Genomic DNA, 26,369 nt, shown 5'->3' with positions numbered 1-26,369 from the left:
TTCCTGGCGCTCGCCGCCGCAGCCGTCGTGGCCGGAGCCCAGTCGTTCACCGCGATCGGTGAATGGGCCGCCGACGCACCCCGGCCGGTCCTGGCCGCCCCCGGCGCCCGATTCGATCCCCGCCACCCCCGATACGTGGCACCCGATGAAGCCACCGTGCGACGCGTCGCCGGACGGGTCGACGGCGACATCGTCGACGACGTGATCAGCAAACTGGCTCACCGACCACGACACCAGCACCCACCGACCCGGCCCAGACCGCGCCGGCGGCGATCGCGGTGGACGGCAAAAATCCCTACGCGGCACCTTCGGCCGTTTCGTGGGTGATCGCGGCGAGCAGGTGTACTCCGGCTGCACCCCAAGTCATGGCCAGCCTGCGTAACCTCGCCACCAGCGCACACCGCCACACCGGGCACACCACCATCACCCAAGCGCTTCGCCGCACCGCCCGCAACGCCACCCGAGCCCATACCCTGTTCGGAATACCCACCTGAACAGAACAAACGACTTCGCCGCAACCGTGCCGGAGAGGGTGGCGGTCAGTCTCTGCGCGGTCAGCCCGGTGCGGGAACGCCGTCGAGGATGATCACCGGGAACACCCGGCCCGCGTTCCTCACCAGACGTCACGATCGCCAGACCCCGCCCCTCTGGGAGGGCGGGGTCTTTTCTGGGGCCCTAGCTGGCGAACCAGAAGATCGCGCCGCCGATGGCAAGCAGGGCCGCGACGCCCAGCACGCCTGCCATGAACTTGGCCGTCTTCCACGTCGAGTAGACCCCGCCCACAAGGAAGCCCCCGAGGGCGAGCAGGAGGACTCCGACGACTTCCTTGCTCACAGAACGCCCTTCGTGGACGGGATGCCGGCCGCGCGCGGGTCCGGCTCCGTCGCCGCCCGCAACGCGCGGGCCACCGCCTTGTACTCCGCCTCCGCGATGTGGTGCGGGTCGCGGCCGTGGATCACCCTTACGTGCAGCGCGATCTGCGCGTGGAACGACAGCGAGTCGAACACGTGCCGCGTCAGCACGAACGGGTAGTTGCCGCCGATCGTGAAGGTGTTGAACTGCTCCGGCTCGCCCACGTGCACGCAGTACGGGCGCCCCGACACGTCGATCGCCGCGTGGGCCAGGGTCTCGTCCATCGGGATCCACGCGTCGCCGAAGCGGCGGATGCCGCTCTTGTCGCCCAGGGCCTGGCGGATCGCCTGGCCCAGCACGATCGCCGTGTCCTCGACCGTGTGGTGCGCGTCGATGTGGATGTCGCCGGTCGCCTCGACCTTGAGGTCCAGGGAGCCGTGGACGCCGAACGCCGTCAGCATGTGGTCGTAGAACGGCACGCCGGTCGAGATCTCGACCTCGCCCGTGCCGTCGAGGTCCAGCTGCACGGAGATCGAGGACTCCTTGGTGGTCCGCTCGATCTTGCCGATCCGGGTCATCGGGAAACTTCCTTACTCGCCTCGAGGAAGGCGTCGTTCTCTTCCGGGGTGCCGATGCTCACGCGCAGGTGCCCGTCGATGCCGGGGTCACGGATCAGCACACCTTTGTCCAAATAGGACTTCCAAGCGGCCGCGGGCGAGGCGAACGGTCCGAAGAGGACGAAGTTCGAGTCGCTCGGCACCGGGTCGAACCCGAGGCCCGCCAACGCCTCCACGACGCGGTCGCGCTCGGCGGCCAGCTTGTGCACGCTGTCCAAAGTGGCGTCCGCGTGCCGCAGCGCCGCCCGTGCGGCCGCCTGTGTGAGCCGCGACAGGTGGTACGGCAACCGCACCAGCTGCAGCGCGTCGACGACCGCCGGGGCCGCGGCCAGGTAGCCGAGCCGCCCGCCGGCGAACGCGAACGCCTTGCTCATCGTGCGTGAGACGATCAACGACGCCGGGTAGTCGGCCAGCAGCTCCACCGCGCTCGGCTGCGACGAGAACTCCGCGTACGCCTCGTCGACCACCACGATCCCCGTGGCCGCGTCCAGGGCGGCACGCAGCTCCGGCAGCGGGATCGAGCCGCCGGTCGGGTTGTTCGGGCTGGTGACGAACACGATGTCCGGCCGCTTCTCGGCGATCAGCGCCGCCGCCGCGGCCGTGTCGAGCGTGAAGTCGGCGCGGCGCGGGGCCGGGACCCACTCGGTGCGCGTGCCCGACGCGATGATCGGGTGCATCGAGTACGACGGCTCGAACCCCAGCGCGCTGCGCCCCGGGCCGCCGAAAGCCTGGAGGATCTGCTGCAGCACCTCGTTGGACCCGTTGGCGGCCCAGACGTTCGCCTCCGACAGCACCACCCGCGTCGACACGCTCAGGTAGTCGGCCAGGTCCTGGCGCAGCGCCAGGGCGTCGCGGTCCGGGTAGCGGTGCAGCTCGGCAGCCTCAAGACGGACGGCTTCGGCCACGTCCGCGACCAGCTCGGGCGGCGGCGGGTACGGGTTCTCGTTGGTGTTGAGCCGGACCGGGACGTCCAGCTGCGGCGCGCCGTACGGCGTCTTCCCGCGCAGGTCGTCGCGCAGCGGCAGCTGGTCCAGGGTGACGTCCTCGCCGATGGTCATCGGACGGAACCTCCGAAGCGCGCGGCGACGGCCTCGCCGTGCGCGGGCAGGTCCTCGGCGTCGGCCAGCGCGACGACGCGGCCGGCGACCTCGCGCAGCGCGTCCTCGGAGTAGTCCACGACGTGGATGCCCTTGAGGAAGCTCTGCACGGACAGGCCCGAGGAGTGGCGGGCGAAGCCGCCGGTGGGCAGGACGTGGTTGGACCCGGCGCAGTAGTCGCCGAGCGACACCGGGGCGTACGCGCCGACGAAAATCGCGCCCGCGTTGCGGACCCGGGCGGCGACCGCGCGCGCGTCCGCCGTCTGGATCTCGAGGTGCTCGGCGGCATAGGCGTCGACGACGCGCAGGCCGTCGTCCACTGTGGACACCAGGATGACGCCGGACTGCTTGCCGCCCAAGGCCTCGGCGACGCGTTCGGAGTGCTTCGTCGCCGTGACGCGGTTCACCAGGTCCTTGTCGACGGCGTCGGCCAGCTCGACGGAAGTCGTCACCAGGACGCTCGCCGCCAGGGGGTCGTGCTCGGCCTGGCTGACCAGGTCGGCGGCGACGTGCACCGGGTCGGCCGTCTCGTCGGCGAGGATGGCGATCTCGGTCGGGCCGGCCTCGGAGTCGATGCCGATCAGGCCGCGCAGCATCCGCTTCGCCGCGGTCAGGTAGATGTTGCCCGGGCCGGTGACGACGTCGACCGGGGTGAGCTCCGTGCCGTCGGTGTCCGTGCCGCCGTACGCGAGCAGCGCGACGGCCTGGGCGCCTCCCACCGCCCACACCTCGTCGACGCCGAGGAGCTCGGCCGCGGCGAGGATGGTCGGGTGCGGCAGGCCGTCGAACGCGGCCTGCGGCGGTGAGCAGACGACCAGCGAGCCGACTCCCGCGATCTGCGCCGGGACGACGTTCATCACCACGGTCGAGGGGTACACGGCCAGCCCGCCCGGGGCGTACAGCCCGACGCGCTCGACCGGCACCCACTTCTCGGTGACCGTGCCGCCGTCGACGACCGTGGTCGTGACGTCGGTGCGGCGCTGCTCTTCGTGCACCTTCCGGGCGCGGGTGATCGACTCCTCCAGCGCGGCGCGCACGGCCGGGTCCAGCTCGGCCAGCGCCTTCGTCAACGAAGCACGCGGCACCCGCACGGACGCCGGCCGCACCTTGTCGAACTTCTCCGTGTACTCGAGGACGGCTTCGACACCGCGGTCACGGACCGCCTCGACCACCGGGCGCACGTGATGCAGCGCCGCGTCCACGTCGTATTCGGCGCGGGGAAGCGTGGCGCGCAGTTCGGCGGCGGTCGGGACCTGCCCACGCAGGTCGGTGCGGTTCAACATGCCACCAGGGTACGAGGTCACGCCGAAGGGGTTTTCAGCGATACTCCCCGGTGACGGCGGATCCCAGCATGCAGGAGGCAGCGGTGGCGCGAATCGCGTTGTGCCAGGTCAACTCGGGTGACGACCCGGAGGCGAACCTGAAGCTCGTTCGCTCCGGGGTGGAAGCCGCGGTGGCCGACGGCGCGCGGATCGTCGTGTTCCCCGAGGCGACGATGGCCCGCTTCGGGCGTCCGCTGGCGCCGGTCGCGGAGGAGCTGGACGGGCCGTGGGCCTCGGCGGTGGCCACGGTGGCCGCCGAGCACGACGTGGTGGTCGTCGCCGGGATGTTCACCCCCGCGGACGGCGGCCGGGTGCGCAACACGCTGCTGGTCACCGGCGCCGGGCAGCACCGCGGCTACGACAAGATCCACCTCTACGACGCGTTCGGCTTCGCGGAGTCGGACACGGTGGCGCCCGGCGCGTCGGTGACCACGTTCGAGCTGGACGGCGTCGTCTACGGTGTCGCGACCTGCTACGACGTGCGGTTCCCGGAGCTGTTCCGCGCGCTGGCCGACGACGGTGCCGACGTCGTGCTGCTGCCTGCGTCCTGGGGCGCGGGCGAGGGCAAGCGCGAGCAGTGGGAGGTGCTGGTGCGCGCGCGGGCCCTCGATTCGGGCTGCTGGGTGCTGGCCTGCGGCCAGGCGGACCCGGCGGCGACGGGCCTCACGGTGAACCCGAAGGCCCCGACCGGGATCGGGTATTCGCTGGTCGCGGACGGTTTCGGCCGGGTGCACGCCGCCGCGGGCGCGGCCCCGGAGACGCTGGTGGTCGACATCGACACCTCGGTGTCGGCCAAGGCCCGCACGGCGACGGGAGCCCTGGCCAACCGCCGTCTCTGAACCCGGCCGGACACAGCTTTCACGGGAAAGCTCGGGACGGGCCTAGCGGAGCAGGCCCTCGCGGATGGCGACGCGCACGAAGCCCGCGCGCCGCCGTTCGCCCGTCTTGTCGCGGATCCGGTCCAGGTACGACCGGACCGTGCGGACGCTGATGTTGAGGATCTCCGCCACGTCGACGTCGCGCTCCCCCGCCGCCACCAGGCGGAGCACCTGCTTCTCGCGCTCCGACAGGACGATCTTCGGCCCCGCGTGCCGCTCCTCGCTGTCCTGGATGATCATCCCGGCCAGCGTCGGCGAGACGTAGGCGTTGTCGTCGGCGATCGTGCGGATCGCGCGCAGCAGCTCGTCGCCGTCGACGTCCTTCGACAAGAAGCCCTTCGCGCCCGCCTGCATCGCGCCGAGCACCTCCGGCTGTTCCGCGTGCGCGGACACCACCAGCACCTTGTGCCCCATCTGCCCCACTTCCAGGACCGCGGCCGCATCCTGGACACCCCGGAGCTTCAGGTCGAGGACCACGACGCTGCCGGCCGGCTGGTCCTGCACCGCGAACCGGGCCACCGAGTCGGCGACGGCGCCGAGCTCGATGTCCGCGGCCTCGGTGAGCACGCGGGTGAGCGCGTACCGGTAGAGCGGGTGGTCCTCGATGACCCCGACGTGGATCCGCCGGGGCGCCTTGGCCGCCGCCTGGTCGTCGTCGCTCATTTGCGGCCGCCGCGCCGCGGGCCGGAGCCGCCGATCAGGCCGCGCCGGATGGCTTCCTTGACCAGGCCCGGCCGACGCCGTTCGCCGGTCTTGTCGCGGATGCGGTCGAGGTAGCCCCGCACCGTCCGGACGCCGATGCCGAGGATCAGCGCGATGTCGACGTCGCGCTCCCCCGCCGCCACCAGCCGCAGCACCTGCTCTTCACGCGGCGACAGCTCGACGTCCGCCGAGACGGCGGGCCGGTCCGCGTTGTCCTTCATGATCATCCCGGCGACCACCGCCGAGACGTACGCGCCGCCGTCGGCGACCGTCTTGATCGCGATCAGCAGCTCGTCCCCGTCGACGTCCTTGGAGAGGAAGCCGCGCGCCCCCGCGGCGATCGCCCCCAGCACGACTTCGGGCTCCGCCTGCGCGGAGACCACGAGGACGTGGTGCCCGAGCTCGCAGACCTCCAGGACCGCCGCCGCCCCGGCGACGCCCGGGAGGCCCAGGTCCAGCAGCACCACGCTGCCCGGTGGCTGCCGGTGGACGTGGAACCGCGCCACCGAGTCGACCACCGCCCCCAGCTCGATGAATTCGGCTTCGGCCAGCACCCGCTCCACCGAAACGCGGTACAGCGGGTGGTCTTCGATGACCGCGACCCGGACCCGGCCCCGGTCCAGATCGTCCTCGGCCGAGCGCTCTTGTGTCATGTGCACGACTTTCACCCCGTTCCACCCGACGGGGCCGGCTGCCCGGCCGTGGCCGGGTCCAGCGCGGGGCCCATCGGCACCAATGCCAGCAAACTACCGTTGACCGGTGACTTGGCCACGTTTCCGTAGCCGAGCGAGGCCACTGCCTGCGCGTTCACCACCGGGTACTTCCGGCCCGTGTCGGTCACCAGGTAAGTGGTGGCCGAGCCGGATTCGACGACGACGGCTCCCCCCGACGGAGGTACCCACACCTCGTCCGCCACCCGTGCTTCGGTCCTCGTGGCGACCTGGATTGCTTTCGCGCCAGGGGAAAGCGGGAATTCGGCCGAAACGAGCAACCGGCTGCCCTGGATGCACAGCACGACGGAGTTACCGGTGATCGGCGCCTTGCCCGGGATGCGGTCGGGGAACGCAGCTGGGTCAGCACCGCCGGCGCGGGGCGCGGCGACCTTCGGCACGGCGGCGACGTCGGCCGCGCGGGCGTCGACCGGCGCCGGCCTGCCGGGGTACGCGGCCGCGTTGGCCTCCGTCGTCACCAGGAGGCTCGCTTCGGTCTGCCCGACCGGCTCGAGGCCGTCCCGGCGGACCAGGTAGTACGACGTCGCGGAGCCGGGCGCGGCCATCGCGTCCACGACGGCGAGGACCTCACCGACGCGGGTGTCGCGGCCGCCCACCTCGGGGCCCCGGTCGCCGGCGCCGTCGACCGGCAGCGCGGTCAGGTCACGCCCGGCCGGGACGGTGTCGATCCACCGCGCGGACACCGCGATCGTCGGGTAGCTGTCGAACTGCAGCGCGGTCGCGGCCTCGTCGGACAGCTTGTAGCGGCGGCCGCCGGTGAGCAGGAACCGGTCGCCCTCGGGCAGCCGGACGATCACGCCCTGGTCGCGGGGCAGCTCGACCCCGGACGCGGGCGCGGCGAGCAGGACGGCGGTGCGCGGCTCGGCCGACGCGGGCGCGTCCTGCGTGGTGCGGCTGCAGCTCGTCCACGGCGTCGTGACCAGCGCTCCGGCGGCGGGCACCGAGTCGGGCGCCCCCGGGATGCCGATCGGGGTGCCGCGGCCGGCCTTGCCGAGGTTCTCCGGCGAGACGGACACGGTCGCGTCGCCGTTGCCGCCGGCCAGCAGCCGCGCGGAGGCGTAGTTGAGGACGGGGTGCAGGACGCCGTCGGCGCCGAGCACGAACCGCGCGCCGGTGCCCTCCTCGACGATCACCTTGCCGCCGGCCAGCCAGTCCTTGCCACCGGAGGGGTTCAGCAGGCCGATGATCCCGAAGACGGCGGTGACGAGCAGGGCGGCCACGAGCCCCAGCACCGTGCCGAGCACGAGCCGCCGGCTGGGCGAGACGGGGTGGTTGGCGTCACCCGCGACGAGAGCGGAAACGAGCCTGCGGCGGAGGAACTGGTACGCCTGGATCTGGTCCCGCTGCGTCCACACGCGCTGTGCCCCCGGCTGTGTGCGTCGTCCTCCCGAGTGCTCGATGCTAGGCACCCGAATGGTGCAAGGGGAGGGTAATTTTTACGCCCACACGGCATCCGGGGAGGCAGTAGCGTCGCAGACCCGGGGAAAGGGGAGCCCGTGTCCGTCGAAACCGCCGGCGCCGTGCGCCCGGCACCGCCGCGGCCCGCGTCCACGCCGCTGCCCTGGCTGCTGCCGATCCGGCCGCTGCAGGCCGCGCTGTGGGAGATCGCGGGCATCGCCGTCCTGCTCGCGTGGATGGTCGACACGGTCTCGCAGCCGGTGCGGATCGCGGTCAGCGCGGCGGCCGGGCTCGTGGTGCTGCTGACGTCCGTGCGCTTCGCCGGGCGGCACCTGGCGGGCTGGGCCCTGACCTGGACGGCGTTCCGGCTGCGGCGCCACGACACGCGCCGCGACAGCCCGGATCCGCTGCTTTCGGTGGCCGGCCCGGTCAAGGTGCGCCAGCACGTCGACCGCGCGGGCAACCGCTTCGGCGTCGCCGAGGTCGACGGCGGCTGGAGCGCGCTGGTGCGGCTGACGCAGGGGCCGGGAGCGCCGGGGCCGCTGGTGGCGGCGTTGCGTTCGGCTTACGCGTGCACGGACGTACCGCTGGCGTCGGCGCAGCTGCTGACGTGGGCCATCCCGCGCGGGGAGCAGGTGCTGCGGGTGCGCTGGCTGGCGGTCCGGTACCGGCCGGACCTGGCCCCGATCGCGGCATTGGCCCGTGGTGGTGGCGACCTGGGTGCGTTGCGGAGCACGGCGTCGGCGGCGTTGAGCTTGATGGGGGCGCTGGCCGAGGCGGGGTACCAGAGCACGGTGCTGGAGGCCGGGGAGCTGGCGAAGGAGCTTCGGGTCGCTCTGGGTGTCCAGGGGGCGGCTTCCGCTCCGCCGAACCGGTGGAAGTCTTGGACTTGGGGTGACTCGGCGCAGGTTTGCTTCCGGCCGAGGACGTCGAAGGTGGTGGATTTCGCGGTGCCGGGAGCGGCTTTCACGGCGACTTCGTACCTGCTGACGCGGACCGCCGGGGGGCGGGAAAAGGCTGAAGTGACGGTGCGGGTGGGGGCTCGGCCCGGGGCCGCGGTCCCGTCGCCGAGGATTCCGGTGGTTCCGTTGCACGGCCGGCACGGCGCCGCGGTGCGGCGGACTCTTCCGCTGGCGCTGGACAGCTGAGCACGAGTCAGTCGTGGGATCCGGGCGGATGTTCTGCGGCGCCGGTCGACGGAATTCCCAAGTCTCGCCGGAAGGACTCATTCAGCTGTCGAGCCGCTGACTCGATCCGGGGATACAGGTCGTTCGAGTCCCGGGCGATCTCGCTGATCATGGCCGCGTCGGCTTCGCGGCCTTCTCCGGTCGGGTACTGCAGATAAAGGAATCTCAGAGTACGCAGAAAGCCACTGAGCGACTTCAGCTGTGCGGACGTTTCGGCCGACCCGACTATCTCGACCTTCCCCAGCTGAGCGTGAACCACTTTGGTCACCGAATCAAGCCTGGAGCTGGCTGTTCCGATCTCGGAATGGCTGGACACGAAAGGGTCGTAGGAGCCGAGGACCGGTGATCACCTGACCGACCACCACACCCGCGACACCCAAGATCGCAACGACAATGGGCCGCCGCAGCCGTCGTCGTCAGCGGCGGTGGCGGCCCATTACCCCTCAGCCGCGGACCGCTTCGTACACCCCCGCGATCATGCCCACGAACGGCACCAGCGAAAGCAGCACCAGGAACTCCGAAACGTCCAAAAGCCGCGACCAGTAAGGCGAACGCAGCCCGCGCGCGACCCGCGTCGCGTAAACCAGGCACACCACCGCCGCCAGGACGACCGCGCAGCCCGCTGCGAACACCACCGTCCGGTTGCCCGACGCCACCAGCCACACCCCGGCGCACACCAGCGAAAGCACGCCGAACCCGACCAGCACCAGACGCTGGACCCGGCCCGCGTACGACCGTGATCGCAGGATCCACGCCAAGCCCAGCACCCCGGCCAGCCCGGCGTCCCACGGCCCGCCCGCCGACAGCACCACCGACGACGCCAGCACCACCAGGCCCAGGCCCACCAGCAGCCCCGTCAGCACGGCCTGGGCCCGGGATGTCCGGCCGATCATCTCCGTGCCCAGCGACGGCTGTTCGTCCGCGCGGAACGCCTCCATGTCGTCCGGCACGCGGGGCAGCGGCAGCCGGGCCAGGCGCAGCGACAGCATCGGGGCCACCGCCGCCAAAGCCGTGCTCAGCACCGAGACCACCGCGGCCGCCGACACGGGAGAAACGCCGGCCAGCAGGACCACGCCCGTCGTGATCGCGCCGAAGCCCGCCGCGGTCGTGATCGCCACGAACCACGGCAGCCGGTCGGCCACCGAAACCGCCGCCAGGACGCCGTACACCGTCACCGCCGCCAGCCCGGCCGCCAACGGCCCCGCCGCCAGCGAAAACAGCGGATGCGGCGCCAGGACGGACATCCCGGCCAGCAGCGCGACGCCGACGCCCGCCACCGCGCCGGCCGCGCCGGCCTCGGCGTCGCCGTACGCGCGGCTCAGCGCGCCGCCGCCGAGGAGCAGCACCAGGGCCAGCAGGCCCGTCCCGATCGGGGCCAGGACGCTGCCGGACGCCGCCGACTGCACCAGCAGGCCGCCGGCCAGCAGCAGCACCACCGCGGCCACCAGCCCCGACCGCCGCGCGACCGACGGCCCCCAGCCGCCGGCGGAATCGGCGACGCTCGCGATCGAGTCGACGACGTCGTCGAACAGCAGCGGACCCCGCGGGCGTTCCCGCGGGGTCAGGTGGAGGACTTCGCCGTCCCGGATCTGGGCGGCCGCCACGCTCAGGCCGAGCGCCAACGGCGCGCCGCCGAGCCGGGACAGCACCCAGCCCGGATGTTCGGCCGACGCCTGCCCGGACGCCCCGGCCAGCCGCACCAGCTGCGGCACCAGCTCGGCGAACGTCGACTGCTGCGGCAGCGCGACGTCCACCCGGGCCCTCGGCGTCACCACCGTGACCCGGCGGGTCGTGCCTGTCAGAGAAGCGGTAGTCATGCCGCCTCCGCGGAAAAAAGTACGTCGGCGGTGGTCATCAGACGTTCTTCGCGGCCGAGATCACCGGGGCGAACTTGGCGTTCGACGCCTCGGCGAGCTTCTGCAGCCCGGCGTTCACCGCCTCGAGGACGATCTCCGAGAGGTTGCGGGCGTCGTACTCGCGGATCGCGCGGGGGTCGATGTCGATCGAGGTGAACCGGCCGTCGCCGCGGAGGGTGACGGTGACCTCGTTCTGCCGCGAGTGCGCCTTGACCTCCATCGCCTCGACCGTGCGCTGGATCCGCTGGACCTCCTCGGTCTGCTTGCGCACCTGCGCGAGCAGCTCGTCCATGTCCGGCACCGCGTACGGATCGGTCACTGTTGCATCCCTTCGTGCTGGCGGACGCGGACACTGCCCACGAACCGCTGGAAACCGGGTGAGAGCCGCCGCGCGGTCGCGGGCGCGGCCGTGCAGGCGAGCTCGAGCACCAGCCGGTCCGCCGGCGCGGGGCCGGGAACCGTCAGGTGCACCTGGGTCTGGATCAGCTCTTCGCCTTCGCCGGTGCGCAGGCGCAGCAGCTGCATGACGCCGGGCGCGGCCGGGGCGCCGACGTCGCGGCGGCTCAGCACTTCCAGGCCGGCCATCGTGAGCGACAGGCGTTCGACGGCCTCGGCGGCGATGGCGTCGATCGACGCTTCGTCGGGCCGCTGCTGGACGCTGACCGTGATGTTCGGGACGAACTCGCCCGGCGGAGCGTCGTGCACGGCGACGAACACCGCGCCCGACTCGCCCGGGTCGACGGCCGTCCAGCCGTCCGGGATGACGAAGTCCAGGGGAAGGGTCATCACAGCCCCACGTAAGAAACGGCGTCGTCCCAAGCGGATCCGACGGCGTTGGCCGCGTCGTTCGCCGCGGTCCCGACGTAGTCCGCGGCCGCGCCACCGTACTCGGTGATGGTGTGGCCGAGCTTCGGCAGGTCGATGTCGATCTTCGCGCCGACCCCGGCGCCGAGGCCCAGCGCCGCGCCCGCCTTGAAGTTGACCTTGATGTGCCCGGCGTCGTAGGTGGCCTGGGCGTCGAGCTGCGCGCCGATGCCGTACTGCAGGGTGCCGTTCGCGCCGACGCCGATGCCCGCGACGTCCGCGGCCACCTCGCCTTCGACCTTGCCGCCGGCGAAGACGTTCGCGTGCGCGCCGACGCCGTGCGCCCCGATCGTGCCGGACGCGCTCGCCTCCCCACCCGCGAAGACCGTGCCCTTGGCGTGCGCCGCGGCGGGACCCCAGTCGCCCTTCAGCTCGGCCTCTTCCTTCACCGCGGCCAGCTCGGTGTGCCCGGACGCGCCGACGTCCCAGCCCTTCGACGTGATCTTGCCGTCGTACTCCGGGGTGAGCCCGTCCTGCTCGTGCTTGAACTTGTAGTACGTGATCTCGGTGTTGTTGCCGAGCTTGTCCTTGAACCCCTCGGGCTTCGGCTGCCCGAACGGCGTGTCCGCCTTCTTCGGCGCGCGAGTGCCTTCCAGGCCGTCCCAGGTGAGCTTCTTCCAGCCCGAGTTGCCGAACCACGACGGCGCGCCGCGCGGCCGCTTGCGCCCGTCGAGGGTGCTGCCGTTGAGCCAGCCCAAGGGGCCCCAGGTCTTCTTGCCCAGCTTGTACTCCAGCCGCTGGGTGCCCTCGGGCGGGAACAGCTCGGCCAGCGCGTCGGAGAACTCGTCGACGACCTGGCGGGCGGCCTGGACGCTCTGCTCCCCGAGCTGCCGCGCGGCCTGGATGAACGCGCCGACCGAGCCGGAGTTCACCGCGCGCGCCTGCGCGGTCAGCTGCTGGGCGTACTGGTCGAACTGCGCGATGACCGAGTCGACGGCGGCCTTCGCCGACTGGACGAGCTGCGCCGCCGTCGAAAGCCGTTTCGCCTGGTCGTCGAGCTTCGTGGCGGCGTCCGTCAGCTCCTCGCCCAGTTTCCCGGCGGCCGTCGCGAACGCGGTGTAGGCGTCGCCGTCCCAGTCCGCGTGCAGGGTCTTCGCGGACTCGTCGATCTCCTTCGCCTTGCCCGAGACCGTCGAGGCCTGGGTGGCGACCCGCTGCGCCGCGGCGCTCAGCGCACCGGGGTCACCGGTGACGCGCCGCTGGCACTCGAGAAGAACCTGCCGGTAGCCGGACAGCACGGAGCTGACCACCCCCGACGCGTCGACGACCCCCGAGGACCACATGGCTAGTTCCCGGCCGCGTCGTAACCGACGTGCTGGCTGAAGTGCTTGCCGTTGTAGTCCATGGCGATGTCGAGGTCGAAGTCCTGGCCGCCCGGAGCCTCCACAGTGGACTCACCGGTGGTGAGGTTGGTGTGGATGACGACCTCGTCGGGGTGCGCGGGCGCCGGCGCGGGGATCGGAGCCGGGGCCGGGGGAACCGAACCGGTGGCCGGCGTCGTCGAAGCGTGGTCGACGGGGATCCAGCTGTTCGAGGGGTTCAGCGGGGTCCCGTTGGCGGTCACCGGCACGGTCGCGCCGTTCGCTCCCGTGCCGGTGCCCGAACCGCCGCCGGTGGCGAGCGCGGGCGGGGTGTAGTCGGTGAACGAAGGCTGCTGCGGGATCCCCCCGCCGCTCCCGCCCGCCACCGCCTGCTGCCCGGCCGGACTCGCCACCGACGACGGGGCCTGGGGCGCCGTGACCGGGGTGTTCCCGATCGACGGCGTCGTCGCGCCCGCACCGCCGGAGTCGTGGTGGAAGAGCTTCTCGATCTGGCCGATGACCTGCGCGAGCTGGGTGATCTGCTGGGCGAGGTCGACCGCGCCGAGCGCCTTGAGCAGCGCGCCGATAGCGGTGATGAACGCCCGCAGCGACGCGCTCGTCGCGGTCGACAAAGCGACCGCCGCGCCGTAGGTCCACCAGTTCGACATCAGCGCGGCGACCGTCGGGTTCACCGCCGAGACGACCGCGCGGTAGGCCTCCTGCGCGGTCTTGATCAGCGTCCCGGAGACCCCCAGCAGCTCGGCGCCCTTCTGGACCACGTTGATGATCTTCGTGAGCTGGTCGAGCGATTCGCTGATCTTCTTCAGCGCCGACTCGCTCGCCGCGCCCGACCAGATCTTGCCGAGCTGGTCGGCGGCCTTGGTGAGCTCGGTGTACATGCTCAGGAACTGCTCGGCCTTCTTGACCAGGTCGGCCACGTGCTGCGCGATCTGCTCCGGCTGGCCGGTGACGATCTGCGGCAGGATGGTGATCGGCCCGCCCGAGGACGCGGTCGCGTCCATCGCGCTGGAGTTCGGGAAAGTCAGCATCGGACCTCACAAAGGTTCTGTAGTGCCAGACAGGACGATCAGGCGACGACGGAGGCGGGCCGGTAGACGCTGACCTTCGCCAGGCCGCCGATGCGAGCGTCGAGGAGCCCGTGGTTGTACAGGCGGCCGCCGTCGCCGGCGACGCCGATGACCGGCTGGCGGTCGGAGAACAGCAACGGCTCGACGACCACGACGTCCCCGCTGTGCACGCCGCCGGGAACGTCGGAGAACGTGCGCGCGGTGCCGGCGTAGACCTCGATGAGGCCGACGCGCGCCTGGTTGTCGGCGTCGCCGGCGAGCCAGTCGTTGAAGTCGGCGACACCGTGGAAGCGCGTGTCGGTGATCGGGTGGTCCCCGAGCCTGCCGAGCCGCGCGTCCCCCAGGTAGCGCAGCACGTTCCCGACCGACGACGGCTCGCCGTGGGCGCCCGCGCTGTCGTTGATCGCCAGGGTGGCGAGCTCGGAGGCGTGTGAGCTGCCCCAGATCGACGACGTGGGCGTGGTGGATCCGTCGTGACCCCCGCCGTAGCCGGCGGCCGCCGCCCGGTCCGCCGCCTGGTAGGCGTCGGCACTGGCCTTGACCAGCCCGTTGACCTGCTGCAGCAGCTGCAGGAGCGTGCGGACGGCGGTGACCTGGCTGGAGTGCAGGGCGGCGTTGGCGGCGGCGACGGCACTGCCGAAGCCCGCGAACGACATCGGCTGCACGACGAGCCGTTCGAGGTCGGCCACGGCGTTGATGCCGTGCGCGATGATGCCGCCGACGTTGCCGACGGACGAGCGCATCGCCTCGGGCTCCGCCCGGTACTCGCCGGCCATGGCTCTCCTTCCGCGGGTGGCTGCTCGGCAGAGCGTAAGTTCGGCCCCGGAAGCGGGCGGACGGCAAAAGTACCCACCGCGCCGTGTCGGCAAGTGGCCAAAATACCGGTCAGAGCCACCCCGATCTGCTGGAGCCTTACCTCATGAGCCTGTCGCCGGAGCGCCCTTCCGAGATCGTGCTGCAGTCGCCGCCGATGCTCCCGAAGAGCTCGTCCGGCGGGATGATGCAGCTGATGATGTTCCTGCCGATGATGCTCGGCATGGGCGCGATGTCGTTCGTCTACATCGGACGCGACGGCGGCGTGATGACCTACATCTTCGGCGCGCTGTTCATCTGCGCCATGGGCGGCATGGTCGTGATGTCGCTGGGCCGCGGCGGCATGGCGAAGAAGGCGCAGATCAACGACGAGCGCCGCGACTACCAGCGCTACCTGTCCGGGCTGCGGGCCCAGGTCCGGGACATCGCCGACGGCCAGCGCGCCGCGATGATCGCCGTCCAGCCCGACCCCGCCGACCTCTGGGCCTACGTCGAGACCGGGAAGCTGTGGGACCGGCGGCGCACCGACGGCCAGTTCGCGCAGGTCCGCGCGGGCACCGGGCCGCAGCGGCTGGCGACCCCGCTGAAGGCGCCGCAGACGGTGCCGCTGGAAGACCTCGACCCGGTGTGCTCGACCAGCCTCAAGCACTTCATCCGCACCTACTCGACGGTCGACGACCTGCCGGTGGCGCTGTCGCTGCGCTCGTTCGCCGCGGTCACCGTGGCCGGGCGGCGGCCGGACGTGCTCGGCCTGGTGCGGTCGCTGCTGTGCCAGCTCGTCACCTTCCACTCCCCGTCCGACCTGCGGGTCGCGGTGTGCGTCCCGCAGGACCGGCAGCACGACTGGGAGTGGGCGAAGTGGCTGCCGCACGCGACCGCGGCCGGCGCGGCCGACGCCGTCGGCTCCCGTCGCCTGGCCGCCGACTCGGCGGCCGGCCTGGCCGAGCTGCTCGGCGCGGACCTCGGCGAACGCCCCGCGTTCAGCCGCCGCGCGGCGGCCGAGCTGGACCTGCCGCACCTGGTGGTCGTCGTCGACGGCGGCAACGCCCACGGCGAGCCCCGGCTGATCGGCGACGACGGCAGGCTCGGCGTCACGGTCCTGGAGATCGGGCAGGAGCACCCGCGGACGTACTCGACCGAGCGGCTGCTGAGCCTGCACACCGCGCCCGACTCCCTCGGCATGGTCGTCGGCGACGCCACCGAGCAGCGGCTCGGGTTCCTCGGCCGCCCGGACATCCTGGACCGCGGCGCCGCGGAAGCGCTGGCCCGCATGCTGACGCCGTTGCACACCCCGGCCGCCGTCGTCGGCGACAAGCCGATGTCGGCGACGTTCGGGTTGTCCGGGCTGCTCGGCATCGGCGACCCGCGCGACACCGACACGACCATCACGTGGGCGCCGCGCGCCGCGCGCGACCGGCTGCGGATCCCGCTGGGCGTCAACCCGGAGGGCCGCCCGGTGGAGCTGGACCTCAAGGAGTCGGCCGAGGGCGGGATGGGGCCGCACGGCCTGGTCATCGGCGCGACCGGCTCGGGCAAGAGCGAGCTGCTGCGGACGCTGGTGACGGCGCTGGCGGTGATGCACTCGTCGGAGACGCTGAACCTGGCGCTGATCGACTTCAAGGGCGGCGCGACCTTCGCCGGCATGACCGACCTGCCGCACACCTGCGCCGTCATCACGAACCTCTCCGACGACCTCGCGCTGGTCGACCGCATGGCGGACGCGCTCAACGGCGAGCTGCTGCGGCGCCAGGAACTGCTGCACGCCGCCGGGAACTACGCGTCGGTGCGCGACTACGAGAAGGCGCGCGCGGACGGCGTGGCGCTGGAGCCGCTGCCGTCGCTGCTGGTGATCATCGACGAGTTCAGCGAGCTGCTGTCCGCGCGGCCGGAGTTCATCGACCTGTTCGTCGCGATCGGCAGGCTCGGGCGCTCGCTCGGCATCCACCTGCTGCTGGCGTCGCAGCGGCTGGAGGAGGGCCGGCTGCGCGGGCTCGACTCGCACCTGTCGTACCGGATCGGCCTGCGGACGTTCTCGGCGTCGGAAAGCCGGACCGTGCTGGGCGTCGCCGACGCCTACCACCTCCCGCCGGTGCCGGGCTCGGCGTACCTGAAGTCCGACACCGAAACGCTCATCCGGCTCAAGGCCGCGTACGTCTCCGGGGAGCTGCCGCCGCGCAGCACGGTCGTGCGCGAGGACGGGCAGGAGCTGGGCGTGCTGCCGTTCTCCCTGGCCCCGGTGGAGATCCCGGTGACGACGGAGATCTCCTCGGCGCCTTCGGAGGAGGGCACCGGCGAGACGATCATCCACGCGATGCTCTCGCGCCTGGAGGGCCGCGGGCCGGCCGCGCACCAGATCTGGCTGCCGCCGCTGAACGAGCCGCCGACGCTGGAGCAGCTCCTGCCGCCGCTGGGCGAGGACGCCGCGCGCGGCCTGTGTCCGCTCGGCTGGGGCGGCAACGGCAAGCTGACCATCCCGGTCGCGCTGGTGGACAAGCCGTTCGAGCAGCGCCGGGACATGCTGTGGGCCGACTTCTCCGGCGCGGGCGGGCACGCGCTGATCGTCGGCGCCCCGCAGAGCGGCAAGTCGACGCTGATGAAGGACATCGCGGGCATGCTCGCGCTGACCCACACCCCGGCCGAGGTGCAGCTGTTCGTGCTGGACATGGGTGGCGGCGCGCTGGCGCCGATCGCGGGCCTGCCGCACACGTCCGGCTACGCCACCCGCCGTGACGCGCAGCGCTGCCGCCGGGTCGTCGCCGAGCTGACGACGTTGCTCGAACAGCGCGAAGAGTTCTTCTCCGCCAACGGGATCGAGTCGATCACGACGTTCCGCCAGCGGCGCGCGGAGTTCACCGAGAGCACCGACGGACGCGAGTTCGGCGACGTGTTCCTGCTGGTGGACAACTGGACCACGATCCGCCAGGAGTACGAGCAGCTGGAGGAGCAGATCACCGGGCTCGCCGCGCGCGGGCTCGGGTTCGGCATCCACGTGATCGTCTCGCTGAACCAGTGGATCGGCGTCCGCGCGCAGCTGCGCGACGCGATCGGCACGCGCTTCGAGCTGCGTCTGGGCGACCCGATGGACTCCTCGATCGACCGCAAGGTCGCGGTGAACGTCCCGGCCGACCGGCCCGGGCGCGGCATCACGGCGGAGAAGCTGCACTTCCTCGCGGCGCTCCCCCGCATCGACGGCGACCAGCGCCCGGAGACGGTCGGCGCGGGCGGCGTGGACCTCGTCCGGAAGATTTCGGACGCGTGGAAGGGACCGCGCGCGCCGCAGGTCCGGCTGCTGCCCCCCGAGGTGCCCCTGGACGGGTTGCCCGCGGCGCCTTCGCGTCAGGTCACCTTGGGCATCGCCGAATCGACGTTGCGGCCGGTGTACCTGGACTTCGCGGCGGACCCGCACTTCGTGGCCTTCGGCGACGTCGAGTCCGGCAAGAGCTCGTTGCTGCGTGCTCTGGCGCAGGGCATCACGTCGGCGTACACCCCGGACGAGGCGGCGATCATCGTCGCGGACTACCGCCGCGGCCTGCTGGGCGCGGTGCCGGAGGCGCACCTGCTGGGCTACGCGGGAGCCGAGGGCAAGCTGACGGAGCTGATCACCGAGTGCGCGCAGGCCATGCGCAACCGGCTGCCGGGTCCGTCGGTGACGCCGGAGCAGCTGCGCAACCGGTCGTGGTGGCGCGGGCCGGAGCTGTTCGTCCTGGTGGACGACTACGAGCTGGTGGCGACGGTGGGACGGAACCCGTTGCAGCCGTTGCTGGAGTTCCTCCCGCAGGCGCGGGACATCGGGCTGCACGTGATCATCGTCCGCGGTTCCGGCGGCGCGGGACGGGCGTTGTTCGAACCGGTGCTGCAGCGGCTGCGGGAGCTGGGCTCGCCGGGGCTGATCATGTCGGGCACGAAGGACGAAGGGGCGTTGCTGGCGGACGTGAAGCCGTCGCCGCAGCCGCCGGGCCGGGGAACGCTGGTGTCCCGGCGGCACGGGACGGGGCTGGTCCAGGTGGCGTGGACCAAGCCGGCGGAGTCCTGACGCACGGACCGCGACCAGAGCGCCGGTCACCGTCGGCAAGTTACCGACTTCGGTAGGTACCCGGCAAACCCTCACGAACCTACTTTTGTGCTCGTCGCCCGGTTTCGGGGCCGACATCCGGATCACCTGGCCGAAGGGCATTTTCATGCGAATGTCGAGGGCTGTTGCCGCGGTGGGTGCCGCCGCCGCGGCGCTGAGCTTGGTCTCAGCGGGGGTTGCGGACGCCCAGGAGGACATCATCGGCGGGACCACCGTCTCCTCCGCGCCGTGGGGTGCCCAGATCTACTGGAACAACGTGACGACCTACGGCGGGTTCGAGTGCTCGGGGACGATCATCGCCCCGCAGTGGGTGCTCACCGCGCAGCACTGCCTGAACGCGCCGGGCATGCACGTCAAGGTCGGCAACGTGACGCTCCAGCAGGGCACGAACGCCAACGTCGACCAGCAGAAGGCCTCGCCCAACGGCGACATCGCGCTGCTGCACCTGACGACCGCGGTGAACACGACCTACATGAAGCTCGGCACCGGGAACCCGCCGGCCGGGTCGACCAACCAGATCTACGGCTGGGGCCGCACCCAGGGCAGCAGCCCGCCGTCGAGCACCCTCAAGACCGCCAACGTCCGCGTCACCGGCACCAGCACCGACGCGTTCGGCGGCACCGCCATCGCCAGCCAGGGCGTCAACGGCTCGGCGTGGCACGGCGACTCCGGCGGGCCGCAGCTCTCCGGCGGCGTGCAGGTCGGCGTGTGCTCCACGGGCAGCAACTCCGGCTCGAACCCGCAGGGCACGCAGAACTACGCGAGCGTCGCGTCGAGCCGCAGCTGGATCCGCACCACGGCCGGCGTCTGAGGCGTGCCCGGCCCGGCCACTCCGCCCGGGTGGCCGGACCGGGCATACTCGCTCCATGAAGTTCCGGACTCAGGTGCTGCTCGGCGGCAAGACGGCGACCGGCCTGCCGGTCCCCGCCGACGTCGTCGAGGCGCTCGGGGCGGGCAAGAAGCCCGCGGTCACCGTCACGCTCGGCGGGCACAGCTACCGCACGACGGTCGCCAGCCGCGGCGGGCAGTTCCTGCTGTCGCTCAGCGCGGAGAACCGCGAGAAGGCCGGAGTGGCCGCCGGCGACGACGTCGAGGTGGAAATCGCCCTCGACACCGCGCCGCGCGAGCTGGAGATCCCCCCGGACCTGGCGGCGGCCCTCGCGGCCGACGAGACCGCGAAAGCCCGGTTCGAAAGCCTCTCCTACAGCGGGAAACAGCGGTTCGTGCTGCCGATCGGCCAGGCGAAAACCGAGGAGACGCGGCAGCGGCGCGTCGCCAAGGTGATCACGGACCTGCGCGCCGGGAAGTGATGCCCGCCGGCACCGTGCGGACATGCGGCACCTCCGCGAGGCCTTCGGCGTCCGCACCCACTTCTAGTCCACGACGGACGCCCGCAACGCCGCCTTGTCCGGTTTCCCCGACGGCGCGATCGGCACCGCGCCCACGAAGCTGAACCGCGCGGGCACCGCCGCCTCCCCCAGCTCGGCCGCCACGGCCTTGCGGACCGCGTCGAGGTTCGGCTCGCGGCCCGGGACCGGCACCACGAACGCGTGCGCCGCCTCGCCCGTCAGCTCGTCCGGCACCGCCACGACGTACGCCTGGTCGACGTCCGGGTGCGCCGCGATCGCCCGCTCGATCGGGCCGGTGTAGTGGATGACCGCGTTGACGATCACGACGTCACGCGCGCGACCGGACAGGTGCAGGTACCCGGCGTCGTCCAGCGAGCCGACGTCCTGCGTGCGCACCCAGCCGTCGCGCAGGACCTGCGCGGTGGTGGCCTCGTCGCGCCAGTACCCGGCCAGCGCCGACGGCGTCCGCACCCAGACCTCGCCCTCCGCGCCGGCCGGCAGGGGCGCGCCCGCGGCGTCGCGGACCTCGATTTCGACGGTGTCGCAAGCCTTCCCGACGGATCCGTGGCCCTCGCCGGCGCCGCAGATCGTCAGCATCCCGGTCTCGGTCTGCCCGTACGCGTGGTGCATCGCGGGCCCGATCAGCTCGACCGCCTCGGCCAGCTTGTGCGGCGGCACCGGCGAGCCGGCCACGACCAGCGTCCGCAGGCCGCTCAGGTCGACGTCCTCGGCCTGCAGCACGTCCAGGACCTGGTGCAGCCGCGGCACGGTCATCAGCGCCGCGGTGATCCGCAGCCGCGGCAGCACCCACGGGAAGTCCGGCAGCTCGGCGGGCACCACCGCGGTCCCGCCGGCCAGCAGGCACACCCCCAGCTGTTCGAGCATCACCGCGCTGGTGAGCGTGCCGAACAACAGGAACCGCCCGAACCCGGCGCCGAGCCGCTCGTGGGCCGAACCGGGCACCGGCGCGCGCCACACCCGGCCTTCGGTCAGGGCGCGGTAGCTGTAGGCGACGCCCTTCGGCACGCCCGTGCTGCCGCTGGTGTAGACGACCGTCGCGATGTCGTCCGGACGTCCTTGCGGCACCGGCTCTTCGTGACCGGCCAGCAGCTCGGGCCCGACGCGCAGGATCGGCAGGCCCGCGACCGTGCCGAGCAGCTCCGGCGTCTCGGACGCCGCGTCGACGACCAGCGCGCCGACGTCGCTCACGACGTGGCGCAGCTGCGGCACGGGCAGCCCGGGCCGCACCCCGACGACCCGGCAGCCGAGCACCTGCGCGGCGATGATCGCGGCGAACCCCTCCGGCGTGACGGCGGTGGCGATGCCGACGCCGTCACCCGGCCCCAGCCCGGCCGCCCGCAGTCCCGCGGTGAACCGGCCGATCAGCTCCCGCAGCTCACGCCGCGACGTGACGCGCGAGCCGTGCTCGAACGCGGGATCCTCCGGGGCGCGCCCCAGCTCGTCCAGCAGTGCCTGCGGGTGGACCATCACGACCGCCTTTCGCCCGGGGCGGCCCGGTCTACCGGGTGGATCTCAGAATTTCGGCAGAACGTCGCTGACCAGCACTTTCCTGCGTCTGCCACGGCAGACGCGCGGGCGGGGCACCCCCTGTGGGTATAAGTGCCGTCAGTACGACCGGCAGTTGTGCCGTTTGACCACACCTGCCTTCTTTCTAGCGTGACTTTCACACCGCGCGGACCACCGCGTCAGGGGTATTCGCTTCAGGAAGGAGGTGGCCCGTCCATGTCCAGTCCGGGATTCCAGGCAGATTCCGCTGCCATGACGCGCGCCGTCCAGGGTTTCGAGGAAACCGCGACGAACGCCAAGTCCACGATGGCCAGCTTGGAGTCCGAGCTGACCGAGGCGCTCCGCAACTACAAGGGTGACCAGGCCGTCGCGTTCTGGGACCTGCAGCGCCGGCTCCAGGAGAAGATGACCGTGGCGGTGAAGGAGCTCGACAACATGTCGCAGCTCGTCCACACCAGCCACCAGAACTACGGCCGCGGCGACGCCGACGTCCACCAGAGCTTCCAGGGGGTCGGCAACACCCTCGAGGGCTCGGGCGTGATCCCCCGCCTCAACCCCTGACCCGAGAGGACGTACCGATGGCCGACGTCGTCGAAATCAACTTCGCCGCGCTGCAGCACAGCTCGGCGTCCCTGGCCGCCAAGGCCAAGGCGCTCACCTCGCAGCTGGAGCAGCTGCACCAGAACCTTCAGCCGATCACCGCGACCTGGTACGCCTCCGGCAGCTCCGCCGGTGACGCGGCCCGCCAGTCGGAGACCCGGCTGCGGCAGGCCACCGCGGACATCGTCGCCATCATCGCCCAGTTCGGCGGCAAGGTCGGCGAGGCCCACGACCTCCAGCAGTCGCTGGAGAACCGCAACCAGGGACTGTTCGCGGGCTGAACCGCGCCCAGACGTCGGTCGGCCGGTGCGGGAAACCCCCCGCTCGCACCGGCCGACCGGCTTTCCCTCCGTTCGTAAGAGAGTGCGACCAGAGAGCCGGGACCCGATGCACGACCAGTCGTACTACGTCCACCTGGAATCGCTGAAGGACTTCGTGCGGGAGCTGGAGACCCAGATCCACGCGATGGCCAAACCGAACGACTTCCTGCTCACCCTCGGCGAGGAGCCGCTGTTGTTCGGCGAGTTCGGCGAAGCCGGGTCGCTGGCCGACGCCCACCGCGCCGCGGTTTCGGAGATGCAGGGCCTGCTCGACCAGGTCCGCAGCGCGATCGGGTTCGCGCAGGACGTCACCACCACGGTCGCCGACGGCTACCAGAACGCCGACGAGGCGGTGGCCGGGGACCTGCACCACTCGGGCGCCGTCACCAACCTCCTCGACCCGGTGCTCGGGCTGCTGGGCCTCGGTGACTCGGACGGGAGCCGCAAGGGATGACGAAGAACACCGCGCACACGAACTTCGCCGCGTACAGCCACCAGCAGCTGTACGCGATGCTCCAGGCCGGCGACCCGAACAGCGCGCGGCACGCCGCCGACAAGTGGAAGTCCGCCGCGCTGCACCTGCACGAGCAGGCCCACAACCTCAACTCGGAGCTCACCGAGTTCAAGGACCAGTGGACCGGTGGCGCCGCCGACCAGTACCAGCACATGATCGTCGACCTCGCGAACGGCATCTCCAAGGTGGCGCGGACCGCCGAGGCGATGAACGTGATGCTCGACGACGCCGCCGACGCCTTGGTCAAGGCCAAGAAGGAGATGCCGCCGCCGGTTTCGGTGCCGGACGTCTCCCCCTCCGACGTCGCGCTCGCGGTGAACCCGCCGCTGCTGCCGCCGGACTCCTCCCCCGCCGTCGTCCAGGCCGCGGCGCAGCAGCGCCAGCAGGCCATCGCGAACGTCGAAGCCCAGCAGTCCGCGGCGAACGCGGCCGGGTCGGCGCACGGCAAGGCGATCGTCGTGATGACGCAGCTGGCCGGCGAGTACACCACCGCCGAGGAGTCGATCCCGGCGTCGCCGAACGCCGTGCAGACGCCCACCGCACCGCCCGCCGGTGGCGGCGGCGCCGGGAGCGCGGGCTCGCCCGGGCTCGTCGGCAACGGCGTCACCGACCCCGGCGTCGTCGTCACCCCGGCCGACGGGCACCCGCTGCCCTCGACCGGCACGCCGCAGCAGCCGGGCACCGTGCCGACGTCGAACCCGCTGTTCGGCGACATGTTCACCGCCGGGCTCGCCGCGGCTTCGGCCGCCGCGTTCGGCCGGTTCGGCTCGATCATGCCGAAGGTGCCGTCGTGGGCGACCGGCAAGGATCCCAAGGACGACAAGGAAAACCCGGCCGGTACGAAGCTCGGCGGCGGCGGGGCCGGCGTCGAAGGTGGCGCGGGGGGCGGCATCCCGATCGGCGGGGGTGACGCGCCTTCCCTCGGCGGCGCCGGCGGGATTCCCGGCGGGGCCGGGATCGGCGGCGGCGCCGACGGTCCGGCGGCGCACTCGGGCCTGGCCGGCGACGGCGGCGCGGGCAACGCCCTGAGCGGGCTCGCCGGCGGCGCGGCCGGAGCCGCGGGCGCGGCGGCGGCCAAGGGCGCGATGCCGATGATGCCCATGATGCCGATGGGCATGGGCGGTGGCGGCGAGATGGGGTCCGGGCGCCGGATCCCGGCGTGGCTGGTCGAGACGGAGAACGTCTGGGGCCAGTCGGCGCCGGTCGCGCCGCCGGTGATCGGCGAAGAGCCGGAAGCGTACTGAGCCACTCTACGATTGGAGGCGGGCCGTGACGGCTGCCGGCTATCGCGTCGCCCCGGCCCGCCTCGACACCGTGGCCGGGGAGTCCGGCTCGCGGGCCGGGGCTTTGCACACCGCGCAGACGGCCGTGGCGGGCGAGAAGGTGCCCGCCACCGCCTTCGGCCGGGTCGATGCGTCCGCGGCCGCGGCCAAGACGTTCGAGAAGACCATGAAAGAGCTGGGGTCGAAGCTCGATTCGAGCGTGTCCCGGCTCAAGACGATCCAAAGTGGACTGACCGAGTCGGCGGCCGGGTACCGGCGGGCCGACGCGCAGGTCGCGGCGATGTACCGTGCCCTGCTGCCCGAGGATCCCTTGCCGGCCGCCGGAAACCCGGCGGGCATCGGCGGTGCGGCCGACACCGGCGCGTGGGCGCGGGCGATCGCCGCCAACCACACGAAGGTCGCCGACGCGCTGACCGCCGAGCGGTCGAAGCTCGCGGGACTGACCGACGCCGACGAGATCGCGCGGTCGCGGGCACGGATCAAGTTGTACGAGGATATCCTCGCGAACAACCGGCAGATCCTGAAGTTCGACCCGTCGGGCAACGGCCGGATCGCCGAGCTGGTCGGGCACATCGAGCCGGGGACGCGCAACGTCGGGCTGTTCGTCCCCGGCGTCAACACGCAGATGTCGAACTTCGACGCCTACGCGGGCCTCGGGCGCAGCCTGGTGGCCGCAGACCCGACCGGGCGCACGGCGATGGTCGTCTGGGCCGACGGCGTCTTCCCGCAGAACCCGGTGGTGCAGGGCCCGGACGCGAGCTACGCGCAGGCGATGGCGCCGGACCTCAAGCACTTCACCGACGACCTGCGCGGCGAGATCTCGAGCCACGCCGGTTCCGACGTCACGCTGACCGCGATCGGGCACAGCTACGGCGGCGCGACGGTCGGGCTGGCCGAGACGCAGGGTCTCGACGTCGACCGCGTCCTGCACGTCGAGTCGGCGGGCATGGGCCACGGCGTCTGGTCGCCCGCGGATCTGCCGCCGAGCCAGGCGGGCGTCCAGCGGTTCTCGATGACCGCGCCGCTCGATCCGATCGAGCTCGCCCAGGGCAACGCGTGGGGCCTGGAGTGGACCGGCATCGGCCACGGCGCCGACCCGGACACGTTCCCCGGCGTCACGGAGCTGGAGACGGGCCGGGCCGCCGACGGGTCGCAGCTGTGGGGCCTGTCCTCGCACAGTGACGTGCTGAAGCCGGGTTCGGAGTCGTGGACGAACATGTACCGCGTGCTCACGTCCGGGCCCACCACGCCGAACGGCAGCTTCGACGCGCGTGGCATCCTCGAGAACGGCGTCGAGTTCCTCAACGACGGGGGTGTGCTGCGATGACCACTCCGGACCTGGACCTCCTGGCAAGCGAGCTGACGGACGTGATCGACGGCGTCGCGGCGGCGTTCGGCCCGTCGGCGGCCCCGACGGTGAACGGCGAGCTGGACTGCGACCCCACTCAGCCGGGCAAGCTCTTCTGCTGGCAGTACGGCGTCCGCCTGGAGCACTCGGGCGAGCCGGAACGCCGCCTCACCGAGGTGATCCCCACCCTGGAGCAGCGCGGCTGGCAGGCCCACGACCGCAGCACCCCCCGCGAGCTGATCGCGCGGTTCTCCCGCGAGGGCGCGGACTTCACGATCCACGTGGCCAGGGCCAGCCACGCGGTGGCGATCATCGGCTCAACCCGCCCCGTCCCCGCCTGACCGTGTCGACCCTCCAATCACGCGTGATGCCCCTCTGATCACACGTGATGCCTTCCTGATCACGCGAGATACCCCTCTGATCACACGAGTCCGGCGAACCGACCCTCCAGGCACACCGGACTCGTGTGACCGAACGGGCATCACGTGTGATTGAGCGGGCATCTCGCGTGATTGAAGGGGCATCACTCGTGATTGCGGGGTCGACACGGGTTATGGCGTGAAGCGGGACGGGCGCCAACCACGGCGCCGGGCGCGGCGGACCGCCGCCATCGCCACTCCCGCCGCGGCCGCGAGGGCCACGCCGGCCAG

Annotated in this window: 26 protein-coding genes; 11 read left to right on the top strand and 15 right to left on the bottom strand. The window is 72.2% G+C overall.

The window, feature by feature from the left end; translation table 11 throughout:
• Positions 1-675 precede the first annotated feature (675 nt).
• From ABZ342_RS33080 to hisD, 4 genes are read right to left on the bottom strand one after another with little or no spacing between them, the layout of a single operon-like run.
• The gene (locus ABZ342_RS33080; RefSeq protein WP_360481359.1) at positions 676-834 is read right to left on the bottom strand and encodes a hypothetical protein; all 159 of its coding nucleotides are present in this window, start codon (positions 832-834) and stop codon (positions 676-678) included.
• A complete protein-coding gene (hisB, locus tag ABZ342_RS33075; protein WP_155541963.1) occupies positions 831-1,430 on the bottom strand; it encodes an imidazoleglycerol-phosphate dehydratase HisB in 600 nt (199 codons plus the stop codon). The genes ABZ342_RS33080 and hisB overlap by 4 nt, the downstream gene beginning before the upstream one ends.
• Positions 1,427-2,527, bottom strand: coding sequence for a histidinol-phosphate transaminase (locus ABZ342_RS33070; protein WP_360481356.1), 1,101 nt, complete (start codon positions 2,525-2,527; stop codon positions 1,427-1,429). The genes hisB and ABZ342_RS33070 overlap by 4 nt, the downstream gene beginning before the upstream one ends.
• Positions 2,524-3,849, bottom strand: coding sequence for a histidinol dehydrogenase (gene hisD, locus ABZ342_RS33065; protein ID WP_360481353.1), 1,326 nt, complete (start codon positions 3,847-3,849; stop codon positions 2,524-2,526). The genes ABZ342_RS33070 and hisD overlap by 4 nt, the downstream gene beginning before the upstream one ends.
• An 83-nt stretch (positions 3,850-3,932) precedes the next feature.
• On the opposite strand from hisD, the gene ABZ342_RS33060 reads away from it, so the two are divergent.
• The gene (locus ABZ342_RS33060) at positions 3,933-4,727 is read left to right on the top strand and encodes a carbon-nitrogen hydrolase family protein (protein ID WP_360481487.1); all 795 of its coding nucleotides are present in this window, start codon (positions 3,933-3,935) and stop codon (positions 4,725-4,727) included.
• Positions 4,728-4,769: 42 nt separating this feature from the next.
• On the opposite strand, the gene ABZ342_RS33055 is transcribed toward ABZ342_RS33060, so the two are convergent.
• From ABZ342_RS33055 to eccB, 3 genes are read right to left on the bottom strand one after another with little or no spacing between them, the layout of a single operon-like run.
• On the bottom strand, positions 4,770-5,429 hold the full coding sequence (locus ABZ342_RS33055) for a response regulator transcription factor (RefSeq protein WP_155541960.1): 660 nt from the start codon (positions 5,427-5,429) through the stop codon (positions 4,770-4,772).
• The gene (locus tag ABZ342_RS33050; protein ID WP_196425225.1) at positions 5,426-6,121 is read right to left on the bottom strand and encodes a response regulator transcription factor; all 696 of its coding nucleotides are present in this window, start codon (positions 6,119-6,121) and stop codon (positions 5,426-5,428) included. Before ABZ342_RS33050 ends, ABZ342_RS33055 begins: the two co-directional genes overlap by 4 nt.
• A gap of 11 nt (positions 6,122-6,132) precedes the next feature.
• Positions 6,133-7,554, bottom strand: coding sequence for a type VII secretion protein EccB (gene eccB / locus ABZ342_RS33045; RefSeq protein WP_360481348.1), 1,422 nt, complete (start codon positions 7,552-7,554; stop codon positions 6,133-6,135).
• A 141-nt stretch (positions 7,555-7,695) separates the two neighbouring features.
• Between eccB and ABZ342_RS33040 the strand changes: the two genes are divergently transcribed.
• Positions 7,696-8,745 (top strand): type VII secretion protein EccE, encoded by a 1,050-nt coding sequence (locus ABZ342_RS33040; RefSeq protein WP_360481346.1) that lies wholly within the window; start codon positions 7,696-7,698, stop codon positions 8,743-8,745.
• A gap of 7 nt (positions 8,746-8,752) precedes the next feature.
• On the opposite strand, the gene ABZ342_RS33035 is transcribed toward ABZ342_RS33040, so the two are convergent.
• The 7 genes from ABZ342_RS33035 to ABZ342_RS33005 form a co-directional block, all read right to left on the bottom strand.
• The gene (locus ABZ342_RS33035; protein ID WP_360481343.1) at positions 8,753-9,052 is read right to left on the bottom strand and encodes a hypothetical protein; all 300 of its coding nucleotides are present in this window, start codon (positions 9,050-9,052) and stop codon (positions 8,753-8,755) included.
• Positions 9,053-9,227: 175 nt separating this feature from the next.
• Entirely contained in the window at positions 9,228-10,601 is a 1,374-nt protein-coding gene (eccD, locus tag ABZ342_RS33030; protein WP_360481340.1) for a type VII secretion integral membrane protein EccD, read from the bottom strand.
• A 37-nt stretch (positions 10,602-10,638) separates the two neighbouring features.
• Complete coding sequence (locus tag ABZ342_RS33025) at positions 10,639-10,959, bottom strand: YbaB/EbfC family nucleoid-associated protein (RefSeq protein ID WP_086674669.1); 321 nt, start codon at positions 10,957-10,959, stop codon at positions 10,639-10,641.
• On the bottom strand, positions 10,956-11,426 hold the full coding sequence (locus ABZ342_RS33020; RefSeq protein ID WP_360481336.1) for a hypothetical protein: 471 nt from the start codon (positions 11,424-11,426) through the stop codon (positions 10,956-10,958). Before ABZ342_RS33020 ends, ABZ342_RS33025 begins: the two co-directional genes overlap by 4 nt.
• Complete coding sequence (locus ABZ342_RS33015; protein WP_360481333.1) at positions 11,426-12,787, bottom strand: WXG100 family type VII secretion target; 1,362 nt, start codon at positions 12,785-12,787, stop codon at positions 11,426-11,428. Before ABZ342_RS33015 ends, ABZ342_RS33020 begins: the two co-directional genes overlap by 1 nt.
• Before the next feature lie 2 nt (positions 12,788-12,789).
• The gene (locus tag ABZ342_RS33010) at positions 12,790-13,854 is read right to left on the bottom strand and encodes a hypothetical protein (protein ID WP_360481330.1); all 1,065 of its coding nucleotides are present in this window, start codon (positions 13,852-13,854) and stop codon (positions 12,790-12,792) included.
• A 38-nt stretch (positions 13,855-13,892) separates the two neighbouring features.
• Positions 13,893-14,669: a WXG100 family type VII secretion target gene (locus ABZ342_RS33005; protein ID WP_155541951.1), complete on the bottom strand. Its 777-nt coding sequence runs from the start codon at positions 14,667-14,669 to the stop codon at positions 13,893-13,895.
• A gap of 143 nt (positions 14,670-14,812) precedes the next feature.
• Here ABZ342_RS33005 and eccCa point away from each other — a divergent pair, with 143 nt between their 5' ends.
• The 3 genes from eccCa to ABZ342_RS32990 all read left to right on the top strand — a co-directional run bounded on the left by eccCa (position 14,813) and on the right by ABZ342_RS32990 (position 20,088).
• Positions 14,813-18,739: a type VII secretion protein EccCa gene (gene eccCa, locus ABZ342_RS33000; protein WP_360481325.1), complete on the top strand. Its 3,927-nt coding sequence runs from the start codon at positions 14,813-14,815 to the stop codon at positions 18,737-18,739.
• A 151-nt stretch (positions 18,740-18,890) separates the two neighbouring features.
• Complete coding sequence (locus tag ABZ342_RS32995; RefSeq protein ID WP_360481322.1) at positions 18,891-19,589, top strand: trypsin-like serine protease; 699 nt, start codon at positions 18,891-18,893, stop codon at positions 19,587-19,589.
• A gap of 55 nt (positions 19,590-19,644) precedes the next feature.
• Positions 19,645-20,088, top strand: a complete 444-nt coding sequence (locus tag ABZ342_RS32990) for a YdeI/OmpD-associated family protein (RefSeq protein WP_360481319.1) — start codon at positions 19,645-19,647, stop codon at positions 20,086-20,088.
• A 63-nt stretch (positions 20,089-20,151) separates the two neighbouring features.
• Here the strand turns inward: ABZ342_RS32990 and ABZ342_RS32985 are convergent, their stop codons facing one another.
• Positions 20,152-21,615, bottom strand: coding sequence for a long-chain fatty acid--CoA ligase (locus tag ABZ342_RS32985; protein WP_360481316.1), 1,464 nt, complete (start codon positions 21,613-21,615; stop codon positions 20,152-20,154).
• A 255-nt stretch (positions 21,616-21,870) separates the two neighbouring features.
• On the opposite strand from ABZ342_RS32985, the gene ABZ342_RS32980 reads away from it, so the two are divergent.
• From ABZ342_RS32980 to ABZ342_RS32955, 6 genes are all read left to right on the top strand, one after another.
• A complete protein-coding gene (locus ABZ342_RS32980) occupies positions 21,871-22,215 on the top strand; it encodes a WXG100 family type VII secretion target (protein ID WP_360481313.1) in 345 nt (114 codons plus the stop codon).
• Between the two features lie 17 nt (positions 22,216-22,232).
• On the top strand, positions 22,233-22,535 hold the full coding sequence (locus ABZ342_RS32975) for a hypothetical protein (RefSeq protein ID WP_020644701.1): 303 nt from the start codon (positions 22,233-22,235) through the stop codon (positions 22,533-22,535).
• 106 nt (positions 22,536-22,641) lie between these two features.
• Complete coding sequence (locus tag ABZ342_RS32970; protein ID WP_155541945.1) at positions 22,642-23,028, top strand: hypothetical protein; 387 nt, start codon at positions 22,642-22,644, stop codon at positions 23,026-23,028.
• A complete protein-coding gene (locus tag ABZ342_RS32965) occupies positions 23,025-24,332 on the top strand; it encodes a WXG100 family type VII secretion target (protein ID WP_360481309.1) in 1,308 nt (435 codons plus the stop codon). Before ABZ342_RS32970 ends, ABZ342_RS32965 begins: the two co-directional genes overlap by 4 nt.
• 25 nt (positions 24,333-24,357) lie before the next feature.
• Positions 24,358-25,698 carry an alpha/beta hydrolase gene (locus tag ABZ342_RS32960; protein WP_360481307.1) on the top strand — a complete coding sequence of 447 codons (1,341 nt, stop codon included), beginning with the start codon at positions 24,358-24,360 and terminating at the stop codon, positions 25,696-25,698.
• The gene (locus ABZ342_RS32955; RefSeq protein WP_360481304.1) at positions 25,695-26,060 is read left to right on the top strand and encodes a hypothetical protein; all 366 of its coding nucleotides are present in this window, start codon (positions 25,695-25,697) and stop codon (positions 26,058-26,060) included. Before ABZ342_RS32960 ends, ABZ342_RS32955 begins: the two co-directional genes overlap by 4 nt.
• Positions 26,061-26,369 lie beyond the last annotated feature (309 nt).

It is taken from the genome of Amycolatopsis sp. NPDC005961 (assembly GCF_040629235.1).
Lineage (GTDB): Bacteria > Actinomycetota > Actinomycetes > Mycobacteriales > Pseudonocardiaceae > Amycolatopsis > Amycolatopsis camponoti.
The sequence above is the reverse complement of the archived record's forward strand: the minus strand, read 5'-3'. Positions and strand labels throughout refer to the sequence as shown.

Excerpts from the sequence above, each read along its gene's own strand:
- ABZ342_RS32975 (WP_020644701.1), top strand. The coding sequence starts at position 22,233 with ATGGCCGACGTCGTCGAAATCAACTTCGCCGCGCTGCAGCACAGCTCG.
- ABZ342_RS32970 (WP_155541945.1), top strand. The coding sequence starts at position 22,642 with ATGCACGACCAGTCGTACTACGTCCACCTGGAATCGCTGAAGGACTTC.
- ABZ342_RS33015 (WP_360481333.1), bottom strand. The coding sequence starts at position 12,787 with ATGTGGTCCTCGGGGGTCGTCGACGCGTCGGGGGTGGTCAGCTCCGTG.
- ABZ342_RS33070 (WP_360481356.1), bottom strand. The coding sequence starts at position 2,527 with ATGACCATCGGCGAGGACGTCACCCTGGACCAGCTGCCGCTGCGCGAC.
- hisD (WP_360481353.1), bottom strand. The coding sequence starts at position 3,849 with ATGTTGAACCGCACCGACCTGCGTGGGCAGGTCCCGACCGCCGCCGAA.
- ABZ342_RS33050 (WP_196425225.1), bottom strand. The coding sequence starts at position 6,121 with ATGACACAAGAGCGCTCGGCCGAGGACGATCTGGACCGGGGCCGGGTC.
- ABZ342_RS33055 (WP_155541960.1), bottom strand. The coding sequence starts at position 5,429 with ATGAGCGACGACGACCAGGCGGCGGCCAAGGCGCCCCGGCGGATCCAC.
- eccD (WP_360481340.1), bottom strand. The coding sequence starts at position 10,601 with ATGACTACCGCTTCTCTGACAGGCACGACCCGCCGGGTCACGGTGGTG.
- hisB (WP_155541963.1), bottom strand. The coding sequence starts at position 1,430 with ATGACCCGGATCGGCAAGATCGAGCGGACCACCAAGGAGTCCTCGATC.
- ABZ342_RS32965 (WP_360481309.1), top strand. The coding sequence starts at position 23,025 with ATGACGAAGAACACCGCGCACACGAACTTCGCCGCGTACAGCCACCAG.
- ABZ342_RS32990 (WP_360481319.1), top strand. The coding sequence starts at position 19,645 with ATGAAGTTCCGGACTCAGGTGCTGCTCGGCGGCAAGACGGCGACCGGC.
- eccCa (WP_360481325.1), top strand. The coding sequence starts at position 14,813 with ATGAGCCTGTCGCCGGAGCGCCCTTCCGAGATCGTGCTGCAGTCGCCG.
- ABZ342_RS33020 (WP_360481336.1), bottom strand. The coding sequence starts at position 11,426 with ATGACCCTTCCCCTGGACTTCGTCATCCCGGACGGCTGGACGGCCGTC.
- ABZ342_RS33010 (WP_360481330.1), bottom strand. The coding sequence starts at position 13,854 with ATGCTGACTTTCCCGAACTCCAGCGCGATGGACGCGACCGCGTCCTCG.
- ABZ342_RS32955 (WP_360481304.1), top strand. The coding sequence starts at position 25,695 with ATGACCACTCCGGACCTGGACCTCCTGGCAAGCGAGCTGACGGACGTG.
- ABZ342_RS33005 (WP_155541951.1), bottom strand. The coding sequence starts at position 14,669 with ATGGCCGGCGAGTACCGGGCGGAGCCCGAGGCGATGCGCTCGTCCGTC.
- ABZ342_RS32980 (WP_360481313.1), top strand. The coding sequence starts at position 21,871 with ATGTCCAGTCCGGGATTCCAGGCAGATTCCGCTGCCATGACGCGCGCC.
- ABZ342_RS32995 (WP_360481322.1), top strand. The coding sequence starts at position 18,891 with ATGTCGAGGGCTGTTGCCGCGGTGGGTGCCGCCGCCGCGGCGCTGAGC.
- ABZ342_RS32985 (WP_360481316.1), bottom strand. The coding sequence starts at position 21,615 with ATGGTCCACCCGCAGGCACTGCTGGACGAGCTGGGGCGCGCCCCGGAG.